At 36.5% G+C, this 17,880-nt stretch carries 22 protein-coding genes; 12 read left to right on the top strand and 10 right to left on the bottom strand.

What is annotated here, in order from left to right:
- Position 1: 1 nt before the first annotated feature.
- From B5P40_RS07165 to B5P40_RS07155, 3 genes are all read right to left on the bottom strand, one after another.
- Positions 2-766: a class I SAM-dependent methyltransferase gene (locus B5P40_RS07165; protein WP_078202961.1), complete on the bottom strand. Its 765-nt coding sequence runs from the start codon at positions 764-766 to the stop codon at positions 2-4.
- 220 nt (positions 767-986) lie between these two features.
- Positions 987-1,832 (bottom strand): TylF/MycF family methyltransferase, encoded by an 846-nt coding sequence (locus B5P40_RS07160; RefSeq protein WP_113709025.1) that lies wholly within the window; start codon positions 1,830-1,832, stop codon positions 987-989.
- A 123-nt stretch (positions 1,833-1,955) separates the two neighbouring features.
- Positions 1,956-2,924 (bottom strand): BclA C-terminal domain-containing protein, encoded by a 969-nt coding sequence (locus B5P40_RS07155; protein WP_113709024.1) that lies wholly within the window; start codon positions 2,922-2,924, stop codon positions 1,956-1,958.
- Between the two features lie 165 nt (positions 2,925-3,089).
- Here B5P40_RS07155 and B5P40_RS07150 point away from each other — a divergent pair, with 165 nt between their 5' ends.
- The 10 genes from B5P40_RS07150 (at position 3,090) to B5P40_RS07105 (ending at position 11,111) form a co-directional block, all read left to right on the top strand.
- Positions 3,090-4,187 carry a tetratricopeptide repeat-containing glycosyltransferase family 2 protein gene (locus B5P40_RS07150; RefSeq protein ID WP_002140850.1) on the top strand — a complete coding sequence of 366 codons (1,098 nt, stop codon included), beginning with the start codon at positions 3,090-3,092 and terminating at the stop codon, positions 4,185-4,187.
- A gap of 155 nt (positions 4,188-4,342) precedes the next feature.
- The gene (locus tag B5P40_RS07145; protein ID WP_113709023.1) at positions 4,343-5,032 is read left to right on the top strand and encodes a class I SAM-dependent methyltransferase; all 690 of its coding nucleotides are present in this window, start codon (positions 4,343-4,345) and stop codon (positions 5,030-5,032) included.
- Positions 5,029-5,715 carry a glycosyltransferase family protein gene (locus B5P40_RS07140; RefSeq protein WP_002140852.1) on the top strand — a complete coding sequence of 229 codons (687 nt, stop codon included), beginning with the start codon at positions 5,029-5,031 and terminating at the stop codon, positions 5,713-5,715. Before B5P40_RS07145 ends, B5P40_RS07140 begins: the two co-directional genes overlap by 4 nt.
- Before the next feature lie 11 nt (positions 5,716-5,726).
- A complete protein-coding gene (locus B5P40_RS07135) occupies positions 5,727-6,407 on the top strand; it encodes a glycosyltransferase family protein (RefSeq protein WP_002030417.1) in 681 nt (226 codons plus the stop codon).
- Between the two features lie 14 nt (positions 6,408-6,421).
- Positions 6,422-7,159 carry a sugar phosphate nucleotidyltransferase gene (locus B5P40_RS07130; RefSeq protein ID WP_113709022.1) on the top strand — a complete coding sequence of 246 codons (738 nt, stop codon included), beginning with the start codon at positions 6,422-6,424 and terminating at the stop codon, positions 7,157-7,159.
- Positions 7,160-7,167: 8 nt separating this feature from the next.
- Positions 7,168-7,713, top strand: coding sequence for a dTDP-4-dehydrorhamnose 3,5-epimerase (gene rfbC, locus B5P40_RS07125; protein WP_002011381.1), 546 nt, complete (start codon positions 7,168-7,170; stop codon positions 7,711-7,713).
- 15 nt (positions 7,714-7,728) lie between these two features.
- On the top strand, positions 7,729-8,700 hold the full coding sequence (gene rfbB / locus B5P40_RS07120; protein ID WP_002125972.1) for a dTDP-glucose 4,6-dehydratase: 972 nt from the start codon (positions 7,729-7,731) through the stop codon (positions 8,698-8,700).
- Positions 8,701-8,711: 11 nt separating this feature from the next.
- Complete coding sequence (rfbD, locus tag B5P40_RS07115; protein ID WP_002011383.1) at positions 8,712-9,566, top strand: dTDP-4-dehydrorhamnose reductase; 855 nt, start codon at positions 8,712-8,714, stop codon at positions 9,564-9,566.
- 108 nt (positions 9,567-9,674) lie between these two features.
- A complete protein-coding gene (gene fabI / locus B5P40_RS07110) occupies positions 9,675-10,445 on the top strand; it encodes an enoyl-ACP reductase FabI (protein WP_002011384.1) in 771 nt (256 codons plus the stop codon).
- 147 nt (positions 10,446-10,592) lie between these two features.
- On the top strand, positions 10,593-11,111 hold the full coding sequence (locus tag B5P40_RS07105) for a CotO family spore coat protein (protein WP_002030408.1): 519 nt from the start codon (positions 10,593-10,595) through the stop codon (positions 11,109-11,111).
- 48 nt (positions 11,112-11,159) lie between these two features.
- Here B5P40_RS07105 and exsY read toward each other — a convergent pair whose 3' ends face one another.
- Complete coding sequence (exsY, locus tag B5P40_RS07100) at positions 11,160-11,624, bottom strand: exosporium assembly protein ExsY (RefSeq protein WP_002125979.1); 465 nt, start codon at positions 11,622-11,624, stop codon at positions 11,160-11,162.
- Between the two features lie 124 nt (positions 11,625-11,748).
- Between exsY and B5P40_RS07095 the strand changes: the two genes are divergently transcribed.
- Positions 11,749-12,108 (top strand): DUF1360 domain-containing protein, encoded by a 360-nt coding sequence (locus tag B5P40_RS07095; RefSeq protein WP_000899658.1) that lies wholly within the window; start codon positions 11,749-11,751, stop codon positions 12,106-12,108.
- Between the two features lie 164 nt (positions 12,109-12,272).
- Positions 12,273-12,458, top strand: coding sequence for a hypothetical protein (locus tag B5P40_RS07090; protein ID WP_033708144.1), 186 nt, complete (start codon positions 12,273-12,275; stop codon positions 12,456-12,458).
- Between the two features lie 76 nt (positions 12,459-12,534).
- Here the strand turns inward: B5P40_RS07090 and exsF are convergent, their stop codons facing one another.
- The 6 genes from exsF to B5P40_RS07060 all read right to left on the bottom strand — a co-directional run bounded on the left by exsF (position 12,535) and on the right by B5P40_RS07060 (position 17,750).
- The gene (gene exsF, locus B5P40_RS07085; protein WP_002011391.1) at positions 12,535-13,038 is read right to left on the bottom strand and encodes an exosporium protein ExsF; all 504 of its coding nucleotides are present in this window, start codon (positions 13,036-13,038) and stop codon (positions 12,535-12,537) included.
- 167 nt (positions 13,039-13,205) lie between these two features.
- Complete coding sequence (gene cotY, locus B5P40_RS07080; protein WP_002011392.1) at positions 13,206-13,676, bottom strand: spore coat protein CotY; 471 nt, start codon at positions 13,674-13,676, stop codon at positions 13,206-13,208.
- A gap of 143 nt (positions 13,677-13,819) precedes the next feature.
- A complete protein-coding gene (locus B5P40_RS07075; RefSeq protein WP_113709021.1) occupies positions 13,820-15,886 on the bottom strand; it encodes an ATP-dependent helicase in 2,067 nt (688 codons plus the stop codon).
- A gap of 99 nt (positions 15,887-15,985) precedes the next feature.
- Positions 15,986-16,408 carry a GNAT family N-acetyltransferase gene (locus B5P40_RS07070; protein ID WP_002064289.1) on the bottom strand — a complete coding sequence of 141 codons (423 nt, stop codon included), beginning with the start codon at positions 16,406-16,408 and terminating at the stop codon, positions 15,986-15,988.
- A gap of 1 nt (position 16,409) precedes the next feature.
- Entirely contained in the window at positions 16,410-16,928 is a 519-nt protein-coding gene (locus B5P40_RS07065) for a YjcG family protein (RefSeq protein WP_002011397.1), read from the bottom strand.
- Positions 16,929-17,018: 90 nt separating this feature from the next.
- Entirely contained in the window at positions 17,019-17,750 is a 732-nt protein-coding gene (locus tag B5P40_RS07060) for an alpha/beta hydrolase (RefSeq protein WP_002030493.1), read from the bottom strand.
- Between the last annotated feature and the right edge of the window lie 130 nt (positions 17,751-17,880).

Genomic DNA, 17,880 nt, shown 5'->3' with positions numbered 1-17,880 from the left:
GTTATCCCTCCTTTTTTGTTTGTTTTTTTAGGAGAACAATATCTTGATAACTCGTAGAATCCGTTCTGCCACACCATGAACCATAATGAGGTTGATTTGTTAATTCCAAATCATACTTATTTAAAAGAGTGTGAACATTTTTTTCGGCATAGGCGACAGCGAAATTAGGAATATCTTTATTGGCAACATAACAATTCTCAATTTGATGGTGAAATGCTAAAGTGCTTAGACCAGAATTTAAGTAATAAGATGATTCTGGATTGATTAAAAAGAAGGTAATAAAGCAGCGACCATCTTTTTTTAGAACCCGTACGATTTCTGATACATAATGTTCTAATTCTTTTGGGAGTAGGTGTGTAAATACCGAAGTTAAGAAAATAAAATCAAATGATTCATCCTCATATGGAAAACGATATTGGGCAGCATCTTCTTTTCCGTTTGGGTTGTAGAATTGGTTGTATATGTCGATATGTTCAAAGTGAAAATTGTTACGGATGGTTGAAATATTATTTTTGCACCATGTGATACCCTCTTTAAACAAATCAAATCCATAATAGGCACCATCTTCGTTTAAATAATTCATTAATGGAACAGCCATTCGTCCGACACCGCAGCCTACATCTAATACTTTTTCATTTGATTGTAAAGCGCCAATTTGAATAAAATGCTGCAGAAACTCTTTTCCAACTTTTTTGAAATCGCCACCTACATATTGGACGAGTTCGGGAGGGGGAAGTAAAGTCAGTTCTTTTTCAAGTTCGCTCATAAGTACACTCCTTTCTTATGATGGAAAATTAAGTGAACAGTATTTGTTTTATCAAGTTATTTGTTGTCTCTCTATTAATTGAAATTTCATTTTGTAGTGAGAGAATAATAAGCAAATGATTGTTATATGTAAGGAGATTCCTAAAACGACCACTTTATTGTGTTAGAAGTGAGAGAGGATAATGAGTGTAAATGGAACCTCCTGTCGATTGCAATTTCTCTTATTCTTTTCTCCAATAAACACCAAATACATCAATTTTAGTAATAGGAGCTTTTAAGTTTCTATGATTTCTAAAGTCTGTCACGGCCTCTGCGCAAGCTGGTAGTCCATAGTCATCGATAATAATATAGCCACCCTTAGAAACTTTATCGTATAAGTTCACGAGACCATCCATTGTGGATTCGTACATATCACCGTCAAGGCGTGCAATTGCAATTTTTTCTATTGGTGCTGTTGGTAAAGTATCTTTAAACCAGCCTTTTAAAAATTTTACTTGATCATTTAATAAATCATATTTTCTAAAATTCTCTTGTACTTGTTCTAAAGAAACGCGTAAGTAATCGAAAGAGTGTAAATAATCTCCGTAATCTTTCGGATAGTGTTCTAAATTCGGTGTTGGCAAACCTTCAAATGAATCTGCAACCCACACATTACGATCAGTAATGTTATTTGCCTGTAAAAAACCATTCATAAAAATGCACGATCCCCCGCGCCACACACCTGTTTCAATAAAATCACCTTCTATATTTTCACGGACAACTGTTTCTAGTGCTTCATGTAATTGATTCATTCGTTCCCGGCCGATCATACTGTGTGCTGCTCTGGGCCAATCCATCCCATCTTGACGTTCACTTTTTAAAACATCTGGTTTCACAATTTTCAAGTTATGGTTTTCAGCATATTGCTTAATGAATAAAGGAAGTGGTACGGTAACTGGTTCATATGGAAGTTCCTTAGAAATATGTAATGAAGCAGGTAAATATGGCTCATACTCTAGCCATATTTCAAATAAAATTGTTTTCTTTAACAACTCGAGATACAGCTGAACAGCAAATTTATTTTCCATATTTGTGCCTCCTGCAAAATGTCATACAACAATATGATTATGTAGATAGTGAAAGTTTCATGCTTGAATTCATAATTGAAAAAGCAGTAAAACTGATATCAGTTTTACTGCTAAGTAAAAAAATTAAGCGATTTTTTCAATAATAATGGATGCACTTGTACCAAGAGCTAATGATAATCCAATTCCAGTAACAATTGCTTCAACCATTGATGGAGTTATTGTAATTTGTGTAATTGCTTGGATAACGATAGGTGCTCCAAGTGAGATTAAGCTTGTGCCTGCACCTGGTACATTAACTCCATTAACTTGAATTGCAAGGCTACCTAATAAACTTACTGCTGCAGTATATGCGATAACAGTAATTTTATAGAATCCAGTTTCACTTATGATGAAAGTATCAGCGTCTAATTGAGAAATTGCTGTACCAAACTGAGATCCAACCGTGTTAAACGGTACAGGATCATTAATTCCAAGAGCTAAAGAAACTGTAGCAGAGTTAAATGCATACAATCCTGCTGGAAGTCCTAATCCAGATGGCCCAGTAGGCCCAGTCGGTCCAGTCGGTCCAGTCGCACCAGTTGCACCAGTGTCTCCAGTAGGCCCAGTCGGTCCAGTCGGTCCAGTCGCACCAGTTGCACCAGTGTCTCCAGTCGGCCCAGTCGGTCCAGTTGCGCCAGTGTCTCCAGTCGGCCCGGTAGGTCCAGTTGCGCCAGTGTCTCCAGTCGGCCCAGTAGGTCCAGTTGCACCAGTGTCTCCAGTCGGCCCAGTAGGTCCAGTTGCGCCAGTGTCTCCAGTCGCGCCAGTTGTACCAGTGTCTCCAGTCGGCCCAGTAGGCCCAGTAGGCCCAGTAGGCCCAGTAGGTCCAGTAGGCCCAGTCGGTCCAGTAGGCCCAGTAGGTCCAGTCGGCCCAGTCGGTCCAGTAGGCCCAGTAGGTACGGTAGGTCCAGTAGGCCCAGTAGGTCCAGTAGGCCCGGTTGGAAGTGTAAACGGTGGTATTGGTGGTAAAGTTGGACCTACAAGATTAGGATCAAATGCACTAGCTGATAAGAATTCATCAGGATTTAAGCCATCTGAATAATTATTATTTGACATAAATTCACCTCCATAAAGCTTTCATTATATAGTAGATGCAAAATCACAAGAAAATGACACGGACATTTGAATTATTAAAAAGAAATCTTAAATAGCTTGAACAAGTTAAAAAAATGGAAAGTTTATTGTATGTATAACATATGATTGAGTTGGAAGAGGGTGATTATGTTGAACAAGCAAGGAATTACAATTAGTCTATGTATGATTGTTCGCGATGAGGAAAATACAATAGATCGATGTTTGGACGCGGTAGAAAAAATTGTTGATGAAATTATTGTAGTTGATACAGGATCCACTGATCGAACGAAGGAAATTGTAGCAAAATACACTTCTAACATACACGATTTTCCGTGGATTGATGACTTTGCGGCAGCTAGAAATTTTGCGTTTTCAAAAGCAACGCAAGAATATATATTATGGTTAGATGCTGATGATGTGTTATTAGAGGAAGCTCAAGAATCACTGAAAACATTAAAACGAGAGTTAGATGGTAAAGTTGACGCTGTTTCTATGCCTTATTATCTTGTAATGGATTCTAATGGGAAACCTTTATATTGCACAAGAAGATATCGACTTGTAAAGCGTGAAAAACAATTTCAATGGTTTGGAAAGGTGCATGAGTATTTAGCTGTTTCAGGTGAGATTTACAATAGTAATGTCGCCATTACACATAAGAAAGAAAAAGAAATAACGAATCGTAATTTGAAAATTTTTCAAAATGCTGTAGCAGCTGGAGAAGAATTAAGCCCGAGAGATTTATTTTATTACGGTAATGAATCTATGGATAATCAAAAATACGACGATGCGGTTCTTCTGTATGAAACATTTCTTAATCAAGAGGAAGGATGGCATGAAGAGAAAATTTATGCATGTGGTAAGTTAGGAGATTGTTATGCGAAGTTAGGAGACTGGGAGAAGGCAGTTGAAACTTGTACGAAGTCGTTTCGTTATGGTATTCCTAGAGGAGAGAATTGTACAAGAATAGGATATATATATATGGAACAACAAAAGTATAATGAAGCGATATTTTGGTTTAAGCTAGCAACTGAAGTGCCGCTAGCAGAGGATAGTCCTTTTCACAGTCCGGCTAGTTATACGTGGATTCCATATTTACAAATGTGTATTTGTTATAGCAGATTAGGAGATCAAGATAAAGCTTATTATTATAATGAATTGGCAGCTTCTTATGTTCCGAATAATGCTGCGATTGAATATAACCGTAAATATTTTAGAGGCATCTATGATAAACAATATAAAATGTAATTTGTTCTATTTTTAGGAAATGACTTGTCGCTATTCTAATGATAGTAGAATGGCTATATATTAGATTATCGGTAATGCAACCAATAGAGATGGCATCCTTTGTAGAATATCTTTTGTTTATATTTCAAATTCAATTTGCATAAGGAGTGTGTGAAATGAATCGGGAGAAAAGTTCTTTATACGAAGAAAAATCTGAACATTATTATAATGCGATAAACCCTAATTTATTCAAGCATATAAAAAAGGAATGGCAAGAAGTTCTTGATATTGGTTGCTCGAGCGGTGCATTAGGAGCGGCTATAAAAGAAAATGGAGCACGTGTATCAGGAATTGAGGCGTTCCCAGAGGCTGCCGAAAAAGCGAAAGAAAAACTAGATCATGTTATTTTAGGTGATATAGAAACAATAGATCTTCCTTATGAGAAGGAACAATTTGATTGTGTCATATTCGGGGATGTATTAGAGCATTTATTTGATCCGTGGGCTGTCATAAAGAAAGTAAAGCCATATATAAAAGAAAATGGTGTGATTTTAGCTAGCATACCAAACGTTGCGCACATTTCAGTATTAGCTCCCTTACTCGCTGGAAATTGGACGTATACAGAATATGGATTATTAGATAAAACGCATATTCGTTTCTTTACTTTTAATGAAATGCTAAGAATGTTTTTAAAAGCAGGATATTCTATTAGTAAAGTAGATCGTGTATATGTTGATCATAAAATATATGAGCCACTTATTGAAGAGTTATATGGAATTTGTAAAAAGTATCGTCTTGGAAGTGGCTTCATGGCTGAGACAGTTGTATTTCAATATATTATTGAAGCAGAAAAATCACAATTATGAGTGCTGCAGAAAAAACAATACTATTTGTTACATGTATAAATGATCGGAAATTGTATGCACAATGTGCGCGACATATATTGAAATTGGCAGTACCTCCTGGGTATACTATACAATTTATGCCGATTCGAAATGCAAAAAGTATGACGAGCGGATACAATCAAGCCATTTCACATCCAGCGAAGTATAAAGTGTATTTACACCAAGATGTCTTTATTATAAATGGAGCCTTTCTATACGGATTAATTCAATTATTTGAGGAGCATGAACATCTTGGAATGATTGGGATGGTTGGATCTCAATATGTTCCTCCAAATGGTGTATGGAACGAAGGGCGTGGGATTGTCGGGAAAGTCATTGGTTATATGAACGATTTGTTTTATATGGCAAGTTTAGAGCAACCATTTCATGAATCGAAAACATTTATTCCTGTGGAATGTATTGACGGTTTATTGATGGCGACACAATATGATATTCCGTGGCGAGAGGACTTATTTGATGGGTTTGATTTTTATGATGTATCCCAATCTTTTGAATTTAAAAAAGCTGGGTATACAGTCGGTGTCCCTGTGCAGCGTGATGCTTGGTGTATTCATTATCATTTCGATGTAAATATGACGAACTATGAAAAGTATAGAAAAGTATTTGTAGAGAACTATATGTCAGATGTGAATAAGGAAGAATAGAGGGCTACAAAATGAAAGATCATACAATATTAGTCGTTGTTTGTGTAAATAATGAAGAGCTTTTCGAGCAATGCGAAAGGCAAATAAGAAACATTGTTGTTCCCCCTGGCTATGTAGTGCAAATTTTTCCGATACGAGATGCGAAAAGTATGGCAAGTGCGTACAATCGAGCACTTTCATATCCGGCGAAATATAAAGTATATATACATCAAGATACTTACCTTATTAATCGTGATATGTTTTGTACCCTCATTTCGCTTTTTAAAGAAAATGAAAAGCTTGGTTTAATTGGAGTAGCTGGTGCTCAGTTTTTACCGAGTAACGGGATATGGTGGGAAGGAAAAAATTTAGTCGGGAAAGTGATTGAGTACAGAAGACAGAATTATCAATTATTAAATTTGGATCAGGGGTTTTATGGAAATCAATCTTTTATGTCAGTGCAAGCAATCGATGGTTTACTCATGGCAACGCAGTATGATATTCCGTGGCGAGAGGATTTGTTTCAAGGATTCCATTTCTATGATGTGTCACAGTCTTTAGAATTTCAAAAGGCTGGATATTTAATTGGTATCCCTAATCAAGCAAATCTATGGTGTATTCATTACAACGGAGATGAGTTTGATGCGGATACATATGAGAAATACCGGGGAATTTTTGTGGAACATTATAAAGAGGTGCTATCTCCATCATAAGGGAGAGATGAAGGATGAAAGGGATTATTTTAGCAGGCGGGACAGGATCGAGATTATATCCAATAACGAAAGTAACGAATAAACATTTACTTCCCGTTGGGCGGTATCCGATGATTTATCATGCGGTATATAAGCTGAAGCGATGTGAAATTACAGATATTATGATTATTACCGGTAAAGAGCATATGGGAGATGTTGTGAGCTTTCTAGGAAGTGGTCAAGAGTTTGGTGTATCCTTTACGTATCGTGTGCAGGATAAGGCGGGTGGGATTGCGCAGGCGCTAGGACTTTGTGAAGATTTCGTAGGAAATGATCGGATGGTAGTTATATTAGGAGATAATATCTTTTCAGATGATATTTGCCCGTATGTTAAAGAGTTTGCAAGTCAAAAAGAAGGGGCTAAAGTGCTGCTTCAATCTGTAGAAGATCCCGAGCGATTTGGTGTAGCGCATATTCAAGGCCGAAAAATAATTGGAATTGAAGAAAAGCCGAATGAGCCGAAAAGTTCTTATGCTGTTACGGGAATTTATTTGTATGATTCGAAAGTCTTTTCTTATATAAAAGAATTAAAACCTTCCGCAAGAGGGGAACTTGAAATTACAGATATAAATAATTGGTATTTAAAACGAGGAGTACTTACTTATAATGAAATGAGCGGCTGGTGGACTGATGCGGGAACGCATGCTTCTCTTCAAAGAGCGAATACGTTAGCGCGGGATATAAACTTTGGGAAACAGTTTAATGGAGAATAGGTGAAAATATGAAAGTTGTAGAAACAAATTTTACCGATGCGAAATTGTTAGAACCGAGATTGTTTGAAGACGAGCGAGGTTTTTTTACTGAAAGTTATAATAAGAAGATGCTAGAATCGTTAGGGATTACGCATTCATTTCTGCAAGATAACGTATCTTATTCAGCGCATTCGGGGACGATTCGAGGGCTACACTTTCAAAAAAATCCGAAAGCACAAACGAAACTCATTCAAGTTATGCAAGGTGCAATATATGATGTTATCGTTGATTTGCGAAAAGATTCACCTACATTTAAAAAGTGGAGAGGTTATATTTTAAGTGCGGATAATCATAGGCAATTATTAGTGCCGAAAGGATTTGCTCATGGTTTTTGTACACTTGTACCTCATACAATTGTTATGTATAAAGTAGATGAGTATTATAGTGCTGATCACGATTCCGGTTTGCTTTGGGAAGATAAAGAATTATCAATTCCATGGCCGGTAACAAATCCTATCTTGTCCGATAAGGATCGAATATTACCATTACTTCAGGAATATGAAGATAGTTTTTAAGTAGGAGAGTTGTTTATGAATATATTAGTTACAGGTGGAGCTGGATTTATTGGAAGTAATTTCATTCACTATATGTTAAAAAACTATGAAACATATAAAATCATTAATTACGATGCATTAACATATAGCGGGAATTTAAATAATGTAAAGTCTATTCAAGAAAATCCTAACTACTCATTTGTAAAAGGGAAAATCCAAAATGGAGAGCTGCTGGAACATGTTGTTAAGGAACGTGACGTGCAAGTAATTGTAAATTTCGCAGCTGAATCACATGTGGATCGTAGTATTGAAAACCCAATTCCTTTTTATGATACGAATGTAATAGGTACAGTCACGCTGTTGGAGTTAGTGAAAAAATATTCACATATTAAACTCGTGCAAGTATCAACAGATGAAGTATACGGTTCTTTAGGGAAAACAGGAAAGTTTACCGAGGAAACCCCGCTAGCTCCTAATAGTCCATATTCTTCAAGTAAAGCGAGTAGCGACATGATAGCCTTATCTTATTATGAAACGTATCAATTACCGGTTATTATAACGCGTTGTTCTAATAACTACGGACCGTACCAATATCCTGAGAAATTAATTCCGTTAATGGTTACGAATGCGCTTGAAGGAAAGAAACTACCATTATATGGTGATGGATTGAATGTAAGGGATTGGCTGCATGTAACGGATCATTGTAGTGCAATTGACACCGTTTTGCATAAGGGATGTGTAGGAGAGGTGTATAATATCGGCGGAAATAACGAAAAAACAAATGTAGATGTTGTGGAACAAATTATAAAACTTTTAGGAAAAACGAAAAAAGATATTGAATTTGTAACAGACCGTTTAGGTCACGACCGTCGTTATGCGATTGATGCACAAAAAATGAAGAATGAGTTTGAATGGGAACCGAAGTATACGTTCGAACAAGGATTAAAAGAAACGGTGGAATGGTATAAAAACAATGTAGACTGGTGGAAACCACTAAAAGAAAAGTAAGGGGCATGTAGATGAAAGAACGGATTATCATAACGGGAGCGAACGGTCAGCTAGGGAAGCAACTACAAGAAGAGTTGAATTCTGAGGAATATGACATATATCCATTTGATAAAAAGTTATTAGATGTAACAAATATATCCCGAATTAAGCAAGTGGTACAAGAAATAAAGCCACATACAATTGTTCATTGTGCAGCGTATACGAAGGTAGATGGTGCTGAGAAAGAACAGGATCTTGCTTACTTAATAAATGCGATTGGAGCTCGAAATGTAGCGGTTGCTTCACAATTAGTAGGGGCTAAGTTAGTGTATGTCAGTACCGATTATGTATTTCCAGGTGACAAACCGGATGGCTATCATGAATTTCATAATCCAGCACCGATAAATATATATGGAGCTTCTAAATTTGCAGGAGAGCAGTTCGTAAAAGAGTTACATAATAAATATTTTATAGTTCGTACATCGTGGTTGTATGGTAAGTATGGAAATAATTTTGTGAAAACGATGCTACGATTAGGAAAAGAGAGAGAAAACATATCTGTTGTAGCGGATCAAATTGGCTCTCCTACGTACGTGGCAGATTTAAATATGATGATTAATAAGCTCATTCACACTTCTTTATACGGTACGTATCACGTATCCAATAGAGGATCATGTTCTTGGTTTGAATTTGCCCAAAAAATATTTTCGTATGCAAATATGAAAGTGAATGTATTACCTGTTTCAACTGAAGAATTCGGATCGGCGGCTGCGAGACCAAAATATTCTATCTTTCAACATAACATGCTACGATTAAATGGTTTTTTACAAATGCCTACTTGGGAAGAAGGATTAGAAAGGTTTTTTATAGAAACAAAAAGTCATTAACAAATTTATGTTAGTGACTTTTTTGTTTGCCTTTAAGAGGTTTTATGGTACTATAATTATAGTATCAGGTACTAATAACAAGTATAAGTATTTCTGGGAGGATATATCATGGAACTATTACAAGGGAAAACATTTGTTGTTATGGGCGTTGCGAACCAAAGAAGTATTGCATGGGGAATTGCTCGCTCTTTGCATAATGCAGGTGCAAAATTAATATTCACATATGCAGGAGAGCGTTTAGAAAGAAACGTTCGTGAACTAGCGGAAACATTAGAAGGACAAGAATCACTTGTATTACCTTGTGATGTAACGAATGATGAAGAACTTACAGCTTGCTTTGAAACTATTAAGCAAGAAGTTGGTACAATTCACGGTGTTGCACACTGTATTGCTTTTGCAAATCGTGATGATTTAAAAGGCGAATTTGTAGATACTTCTCGCGATGGATTTTTACTTGCACAAAATATTAGTGCATTCTCTTTAACAGCTGTAGCAAGAGAAGCGAAGAAAGTGATGACAGAAGGCGGAAATATTTTAACTTTAACATACCTTGGCGGCGAGCGCGTTGTGAAAAACTATAACGTTATGGGTGTTGCGAAAGCTTCGTTAGAAGCTAGCGTGAAATATTTAGCGAACGATTTAGGACAACATGGCATTCGCGTTAACGCTATTTCTGCAGGACCAATTCGTACGTTATCTGCGAAAGGTGTAGGCGACTTTAACTCAATCTTAAAAGAAATTGAGGAACGCGCACCACTTCGTCGTGCGACGACTCCAGAAGAAGTTGGAGATACAGCAGTATTCTTATTCAGTGATTTAGCACGCGGAGTAACAGGTGAAAACATTCATGTTGATTCAGGATATCATATTTTAGGATAAATATAATAGGAATTAAAGTTTAAAAAGGACAGTCTCTAAACGTTGAGACTGTCCTTTTTAATTGTTCCCAGAAAGAACGATTTTTAACGAAAGTTCTAGCCACGTTATGAATATAACTATAATAGTACACGATTTATCCAGCTACGTATGGAAGTGGGAGGGACGAGTGTGAAGAATAAAAATAAAAGTTCAACAGTTGGAAAACCGTTGTTATATATTGCACAAGTAAATTTAGAACTCGCTGCACCGAAAATAAAAAGAATTATTTTAACGAATTTCGAAGATGAGGATCAAAAAGAGCAAAGTAATAGAAATGAAAGTATTGTAAGTAGTGCTGTGGAAGAAGTGGTAGAACAAGAGAAACAAGAACCACGAGAGGAGCCTCAAGTGGAGGTGGAAGAAAAAGTAGAGGAAGAGCAAGTGAGAACGGTCCCTTACAATAAATCCTTTAAGGATATGAATAATGAAGAAAAAATTCATTTTTTATTAAATCGTCCTCATTACATTCCAAAAATAAGATGTAGAATAAGAACGACGACCGTCTCATATATAGGATCGATTATATCTTACCGTAATGGCATTGTATCCATTATGCCACCAAATAGTATGAGAGATATTCGATTATCTATAGAAGACATCAAATCGATTGATATGGCCGGCTTTTAAATATGTAAAGGTGGTAGAAAGCTTCTACCACCCCAATAGTTTTTTAGTTTACTTAACTATAGAAACGTCGCGTAAGCACTGAATAGCACAGAAGCAGCTTAAATCAACAGTAATGCAAGTAGATGTCGAGATTAATCTTGCATTTGGTATAGCTAAAAACGTACAAATTGGATCGTCGCCAGGTGGTACAGGAGACCCATCACCTAATACTACAGTTAACACACGTAGGACAGCACAGCTATCATCATCTACGCTTTCTACACGGAAAATTGGAGATTGGCAGCTAGTAAGGCTTGAAGATGGTGCAAATGCTTCAAATGGCGTTCCAGCTTTTGTGTATAAAATAAAAGGGCGTGTATTTGCTACTGCTGCTGTATTGTGTGCTCCTAAAAATGGAATTTCACAACCAGAACCACATGTTGAACTAGAGCAATCTTGTAGTTCATTGATGAATTTTACGACGTCAACTACGCAGTGAGAAGAGCTATGGTGTTTATTTTCGTTACAACTCATTAATGTCACTCCTTATCTTCTTGTTTGTATTTACATTAATAAGATATTGGAGTGGGGGAGATTTGGTCACAATCTTAAGACCTTTTTTTTTAAATAGGCTAAAGAGGATAGGGAAGGTGGAATTATGTTATTTACAAGCTGGCTTTTATTTTTTATTTTTGCGCTAGCTGCATTTAGGTTAACTCGTCTTATTGTTTATGATAAAATTACAGCTTTTTTGCGAAGACCGTTTATTGATGAGTTAGAGATTACAGAGCCTGATGGAAGTGTATCGACTTTTACAAAGGTGAAAGGGAAAGGATTAAGAAAGTGGATTGGAGAATTATTAAGCTGCTATTGGTGTACAGGTGTGTGGGTTAGTGCTTTTTTATTAGTTTTATATAAATGGATTCCTATTGTTGCAGAGCCTGTACTAGCATTATTAGCCATTGCAGGTGCAGCAGCGATCATTGAAACAATTACAGGATATTTTATGGGAGAATAATAAAGTGAAAGTTTAATCAGTGTGGGGCATCCCTCGCTAATTATCAGCCCGCACCAATCGGGATAAATCTTCATGATGTTAGAAAAAGCGGAGTTTAAGAGGATGCGGGAACGGAAATAAAGAGTTGTTCATATAGTAAATAGACAGAATTGACAGTAGAGGAGATGTTTGCTGTGAGCAATAATCCAAGGCAAAATTCATATGATCTACAGCAGTGGTATAACATACAGCAACAGCAACAAGCACACCAACAGGCATATCAAGAACAGTTACAGCAACAAGGGTTTGTGAAAAAAAAGGGATGCAACTGTGGGAAAAAGAAGAATACAATAAAACAATATGAAGAATGAAACACTCATGTTACGGTGAGTGTTTTTTATTGTAAAAATAAAAAGCGGTATTTCAATTAAGAAATACCGCTTTTTACTAGCTAATTTGTGCAACTGTTAATGCTGCAGCACGGATGTCTACAGTTCCAAGCAGTTCAACTGGTACAATTTGAATTAAGTCACCAGGGTTTAAGTTAATAAGAATAACACCACTGGATACGTCTACTTCACCAGTACCAATAACGTTAGAGCGAACCGCTGTACCTGATCCAGGAATAATGTTAGCTGGTGTACCTAATGATAAGAAGAAACGACCAGCTTCTGGTGCAGTAGGAACGTTATCAAGACTGATCGTTAATGTATAACTGATTTGATAAATACCAGCTACTTGAATTCGAATACCGTCTCCGACACTTACTGTATTATTTATTACAGGAACAGTAATATTTGGGTTTGGACTTACGCTAGGTAATAGTAGTGGTGTGAATAGTGAAGCGAACTGAGGTGCAGAAGCGTTGAAAGCAAAACCGAAGGCAGGTAGTGTACTAGCTGGTTTCGCCTCACAATCAATGTTATTAAATTCGCAATCAGAAGAGAACATGTTTTTCACTCCTTTATCTGTTTCTACTTTTAGTTAATGAAAAGGACAGGTTCTATGTTCTAGACAAGTTCCCAATTTTATAAAAAATACATAATAATACCTTTTAAGCATGGATTGGGTGGCAGAATCATCTGCCACCCAATCCATGCTTAAATTAGTATTCAGTTTTATATAGAAACATCGCGTAAGCATTGAATAGCGCAGAAGCAACTTAAATCAACAGTAATACAAGAGGAGGTTGATACTAATCTTGCATTTGGTACAGCTAAAAATGTACAGATTGGATCGTCACCAGGTGGTACAGAGGTACCATCACCTAAAACTACAGTTAATACACGCAATACAGCACAGTCATCATCATCTATACTCTCTACACGGAAAATTGGAGATTGGCAGCTAGTAAGGCTTGCAGATGGTGCAAATGCTTCAAAAGGTGTTCCAGCTTTTGTGTATAAAATAAAAGGACGTGTATTCGCTACTGATGCAGTGTTATGTGCTCCTAAAAATGGAACTTCGCAACCAGATCCACATGTTGTGGTTGCACATTCTTGTAGTTCATGTATAAAACGAACGACATTAGATACACAGTTGAAATCACAATCATGGTGTTGATGATCTTCATTACAATTGCAGCTCATTATGTTCACTCCTTATCGTGAGTTCTGACATACACTATTACAATATGAACGGGATATGGTTGATATTACGTTAATTCTCAGGATAGAAACAGGGAATTTATATAGAGGGGATGTACATATCGTGATATGGAAAAAGACACCCATTATTTAATGGATGTCTTTTCAGGTAAATCTTTTTGCGTAGTATATAGAAAACGAGATATATCTAGTTTCTTTCCTCTGAAAAATTGCGGGGAGGAAATGTAAAGTTCTTCTTTTGCGCGTGTAATGGCGACATAGAGTAATCGTCGTTCTTCTTCTAATGCTTCAGAAGTCTCCGTCACGCGGTCATTTGCATCTTTTAAAGAAGAAGTATGCGGCAATATACCATCGCTTGCTCCGAGTAAAAAGACGCATGGAAACTCAAGGCCTTTCGCGTTATGAATTGACATAAGCGATACAGCATCTTTTTGCGGCATTGTTTTTAATGCTTCCATTTCTTTTTGACCTTGAATGGCCTCGTTAATAAATTGTAAGTAAGCTGGAATATCCGTAAAGCGAGTTGCTGATTCCATTAATTCTTCTAACATTTCTTCTTGTATGTCCTTATGCATCGTAAAGGAAGAACGGTCATTACTTTGTAAGTACTCTAAATACTTTCCTTTACCATGAATAATTTCTTTCAATGCTTTTTTCGGTTCAAGTTCTTTTATAAACTTAATAAAATCGATTCGCTCATTTACTTTTTTAACTTGAAAAGGTTTCAAGCTTGGGTTTAGTAATAGAAAATGAAGAAGAGAAGGGAAACGGCCCTCACCATATTTCCATTGTTCACGTTCAATAAATGAAATGCACTCATCACGGCCAATATACATTGTTGGTAATATATTTGAAAGTGATTCGAGGCGGAACGGTTCGAGCACGAGTCGTAAGTGATCTAATACGGGCCTAATTAAAGAATGTTCGTAGAACGATTGGCTCGCTCCATGTTTAATAAATGGAATCTTATGAATTGTAAGCTGATCAAGTAAAGAACGGCTTACAGAATGTGTACGATATAATAAACAAAAATCTTTATAATTTCGTTCACCACTATCTACTTTTTCCTGAATGAGTTGCAAAATTTGATTTGCTTCATCAAGAGTTGTCGCAGGTCGTGCATAAAACGGCTGTATGCCATCGTTACGAACAGAATATAGCTCTTTATCAAAACGTTCTTGATTGAGCTTAATAACTTCATTTCCAAGTCCTACGATAAATGGATTAGATCGATAATTCGTATTAAGTGCGATAATCGTAGTATTATCAAATTCCTTTGGAAAAGATAAAATAATTTGGTGACTTGCCCCTCGCCAGCCGTAAATCGCTTGATCGTCATCACCTGCGATAAATAAATTATTTCTCGGCGTGGCTAACAATTTTACAATTTCATATTGTGCATACGACGTATCTTGAAACTCATCTACTTCAATGTAATGAAAACGCTCTTGTAATTGAGTAAGCAGGGGAGCGTTATTTTCTAACATATAATACATTTCTAATAAGATGTCGTCAAAATCGATATAATTGTGTCGTTGTTTTACCTTTTCGAAACGTTCGTATACTTCTTTGAACTCTTGTTCAACCGGTGTTTTCGCTTTTACATCTTTCGGACGATTCAATTTGTTTTTCTCAAGTGAAATCATAGCGAGTATCGTTTCGGCATCATAATCGTCTTTTAAGCGCAATTCTTTCAAAATTTTCTTTATCATAATTTGTTTATGTTTTTCATTTGCTAAAATTTGCTGATTATATCCTTGACTACGAAGCAATTTTAAAAAGACAGAGTGGAATGTACCAGCAACGACATAGCTACTTGCGGCATGATTCATACCAGGTAAATTCGCTACACGGCTTCGAATTTCTTCAGCTGCTTTTTGTGTAAACGTCAGCAGCAAAATATTTCGCGGATGGACATGTTTTACATTAACTAAATAACCAACGCGAGTTGTTAAAACAGATGTTTTACCACTTCCAGCACCAGCTAGTGTAAGGACAGGTCCTTCTGTCGTTTGCACTGCTTCTAACTGTTTTTCATTTAAATAAACACCTTGCTGTTCTAAAGCGCGGAAATACGCCGCATCTGCATCTTCTTCCATAATTAAATGGGTAGATGTTTTCGGAATATGATACGCCGCTTGCGGAATGCCAGCGTGTGTTAACGGTTTTTGTGAAAATTTTTCTTGTGTCATATATTCACCTTCAAAACTATAGCATCAACATTTAACTTTAGCGGAAGAAAAAGAAAATAGCAATGTAAAAAACAGGAGGGGCTACCTCCTGCTACAAAATTATAATTCTTTTATCATTACGACGTGTGGGATATTTGCTTCCATAAACACATCAGAAGCCGTCACGTATCCTAGCTTTTTATAGAAAAATTCAGCATGTGTTTGAGCATGGAGTTTCAATTTCGGTAGAGACTCTTCCTTCGCATACGCTTCAAGTGCATCCATAATGATTTTACCAATGCCTTTTTTACGATGTGAAGCTAGTACGCAAATGCGCTCCATTTTTCCTATTCCATCAACGATGCGGAAGCGACCAGCACCAACTGGAACATCATTATCATATATAACAACGTGTGTTGAAATCTCTTCAAACTCATCATACTCTTCTTCTGCAGAAACACGTTGCTCATTTACAAATACTTGCTTACGTACAGAGAATGCATCTCTTAGTTGTTCGTCCGTTTGTACGATTTGTGCGTGCAAATTAGTTGTTCTCCTTTCCAAGGTGGAATGTTTCATGTACAGTCCACGTTCCATTTTCTAATTGGTATAGAAGGTGGAAACGATCGATTGGTTGCTCATAATAGAAATCTTTCATACGTAATCGACCTAATACATCAGCGTGCTCTGCGTCTGATAAGTCTTGACCGATTGTTAAATGAGGTACGAAAGAGTACTCGCGCTCTTGTGTAAAGAAACCATTATGCATTTCTTCATTTAAGAAAGTAAGTTCAGGTGTTTTTTCTACTTTAAAATAAAGAACATTATTAACAGGTGCGAATGAACCGACTTTCCCAACATGAAGGGTGAAAGGGTTCGTTTTATTTGCGATTGTATGTAACTCATTCACAATCGATTCTAATTGTTCATCTTGCGTCTCAAAGGGTGTTTTCAATGTAATATGTGGCGGAACTAATGCGTAATGCGGATCATAACGTTTACGTAATCCGTTCGCTTTATCTTGAATCATTTTTGATGGGAAAATTACAATTCCTAATTTCATGTTCCAATTCCTCCCTTTGCAAGTCTAGTTAGATTTTGAGAATAAATCTCTTTATCTATTATATCAAATTATTCTGAATACCGCTCTCTATTATTTCATTGATAGGATATGAGAAAATGCTTTTGGTAAATCTGCTTGCCAATATTTCCATGTGTGATTCCCTTCAAACTCTTCATAATGCGTGATGAAATTTCTATCTGTAAGTAGTTTATTTAACTCGCGATTCGGTTCTACGAAATCAGATACTTGTCCGTCTGTACGCTTGACAGCTGTTTCTTCGGTCCCAATTACGTGATAAAGATCTAGCGCCCCCGGATTTTTGAAATCTTTTGCTAAGTTCATGACTGTTTCATCAACAAATGGTGATTGCATAACGACCTTACCAAATGTATGCGGATACATAAGTGCGGTCATGAAGGAAACTGTACCGCCGAGAGAATCTCCAATTAAAACGCGTCCTTTACCCATTTGATATGTTGGATAATTTGCATCAATATATGGAGCAAGCTCATGAGCAAGGAAACGAATGTAAGCAGCATTCTTTACATCATTTGGGAAATATTTTTCCTTACGATCGTGTACATTTTTATATGGAATACCGACAATAATTGTGCGGTCGATTTCTTCAGTTTCACGAAGACGCTCAATTACACGGTGCGCTTTACCAAGCTGAAAATAATCTCTACCATCTTGTGCAATAACAACCGTATGCTTATGGAGAGGTGTGTAATTTACTGGTAAATAAACAAGAAGTGTAAGCTCCTCTTGAAGTGATGTACTAAAAAATGAAATTTCTTCAATTCTCCCTATTGTTTGATTCATGTATATCCCCCTAAATAAAAATTTACTGTAATGATTGTAAGAGCAACGCTTGTAGTGAAAAGGAAAGACATAATCACTAATAGGTGCCTTAATTTCTATTTTACCATAATGGTACGAAGAATCTAAAAAA

This window comes from Bacillus sp. SRB_8, from assembly GCF_003264205.1.
Classification (GTDB): Bacteria; Bacillota; Bacilli; order Bacillales; family Bacillaceae_G; genus Bacillus_A; species Bacillus_A mycoides.
The sequence above is the reverse complement of the archived record's forward strand: the minus strand, read 5'-3'. Positions and strand labels throughout refer to the sequence as shown.

Bases quoted from the DNA above. Each gene is read 5' to 3' on its own strand.
- B5P40_RS07165 (WP_078202961.1), bottom strand. From the start codon at position 766: ATGAGCGAACTTGAAAAAGAACTGACTTTACTTCCCCCTCCCGAACTC.
- B5P40_RS07160 (WP_113709025.1), bottom strand. From the start codon at position 1,832: ATGGAAAATAAATTTGCTGTTCAGCTGTATCTCGAGTTGTTAAAGAAA.
- B5P40_RS07155 (WP_113709024.1), bottom strand. From the start codon at position 2,924: ATGTCAAATAATAATTATTCAGATGGCTTAAATCCTGATGAATTCTTA.
- B5P40_RS07150 (WP_002140850.1), top strand. From the start codon at position 3,090: ATGTTGAACAAGCAAGGAATTACAATTAGTCTATGTATGATTGTTCGC.
- B5P40_RS07145 (WP_113709023.1), top strand. From the start codon at position 4,343: ATGAATCGGGAGAAAAGTTCTTTATACGAAGAAAAATCTGAACATTAT.
- B5P40_RS07140 (WP_002140852.1), top strand. From the start codon at position 5,029: ATGAGTGCTGCAGAAAAAACAATACTATTTGTTACATGTATAAATGAT.
- B5P40_RS07135 (WP_002030417.1), top strand. From the start codon at position 5,727: ATGAAAGATCATACAATATTAGTCGTTGTTTGTGTAAATAATGAAGAG.
- B5P40_RS07130 (WP_113709022.1), top strand. From the start codon at position 6,422: ATGAAAGGGATTATTTTAGCAGGCGGGACAGGATCGAGATTATATCCA.
- rfbC (WP_002011381.1), top strand. From the start codon at position 7,168: ATGAAAGTTGTAGAAACAAATTTTACCGATGCGAAATTGTTAGAACCG.
- rfbB (WP_002125972.1), top strand. From the start codon at position 7,729: ATGAATATATTAGTTACAGGTGGAGCTGGATTTATTGGAAGTAATTTC.
- rfbD (WP_002011383.1), top strand. From the start codon at position 8,712: ATGAAAGAACGGATTATCATAACGGGAGCGAACGGTCAGCTAGGGAAG.
- fabI (WP_002011384.1), top strand. From the start codon at position 9,675: ATGGAACTATTACAAGGGAAAACATTTGTTGTTATGGGCGTTGCGAAC.
- B5P40_RS07105 (WP_002030408.1), top strand. From the start codon at position 10,593: ATGGAAGTGGGAGGGACGAGTGTGAAGAATAAAAATAAAAGTTCAACA.
- exsY (WP_002125979.1), bottom strand. From the start codon at position 11,624: ATGAGTTGTAACGAAAATAAACACCATAGCTCTTCTCACTGCGTAGTT.
- B5P40_RS07095 (WP_000899658.1), top strand. From the start codon at position 11,749: ATGTTATTTACAAGCTGGCTTTTATTTTTTATTTTTGCGCTAGCTGCA.
- B5P40_RS07090 (WP_033708144.1), top strand. From the start codon at position 12,273: ATGTTTGCTGTGAGCAATAATCCAAGGCAAAATTCATATGATCTACAG.
- exsF (WP_002011391.1), bottom strand. From the start codon at position 13,038: ATGTTCTCTTCTGATTGCGAATTTAATAACATTGATTGTGAGGCGAAA.
- cotY (WP_002011392.1), bottom strand. From the start codon at position 13,676: ATGAGCTGCAATTGTAATGAAGATCATCAACACCATGATTGTGATTTC.
- B5P40_RS07075 (WP_113709021.1), bottom strand. From the start codon at position 15,886: ATGACACAAGAAAAATTTTCACAAAAACCGTTAACACACGCTGGCATT.
- B5P40_RS07065 (WP_002011397.1), bottom strand. From the start codon at position 16,928: ATGAAATTAGGAATTGTAATTTTCCCATCAAAAATGATTCAAGATAAA.
- B5P40_RS07060 (WP_002030493.1), bottom strand. From the start codon at position 17,750: ATGAATCAAACAATAGGGAGAATTGAAGAAATTTCATTTTTTAGTACA.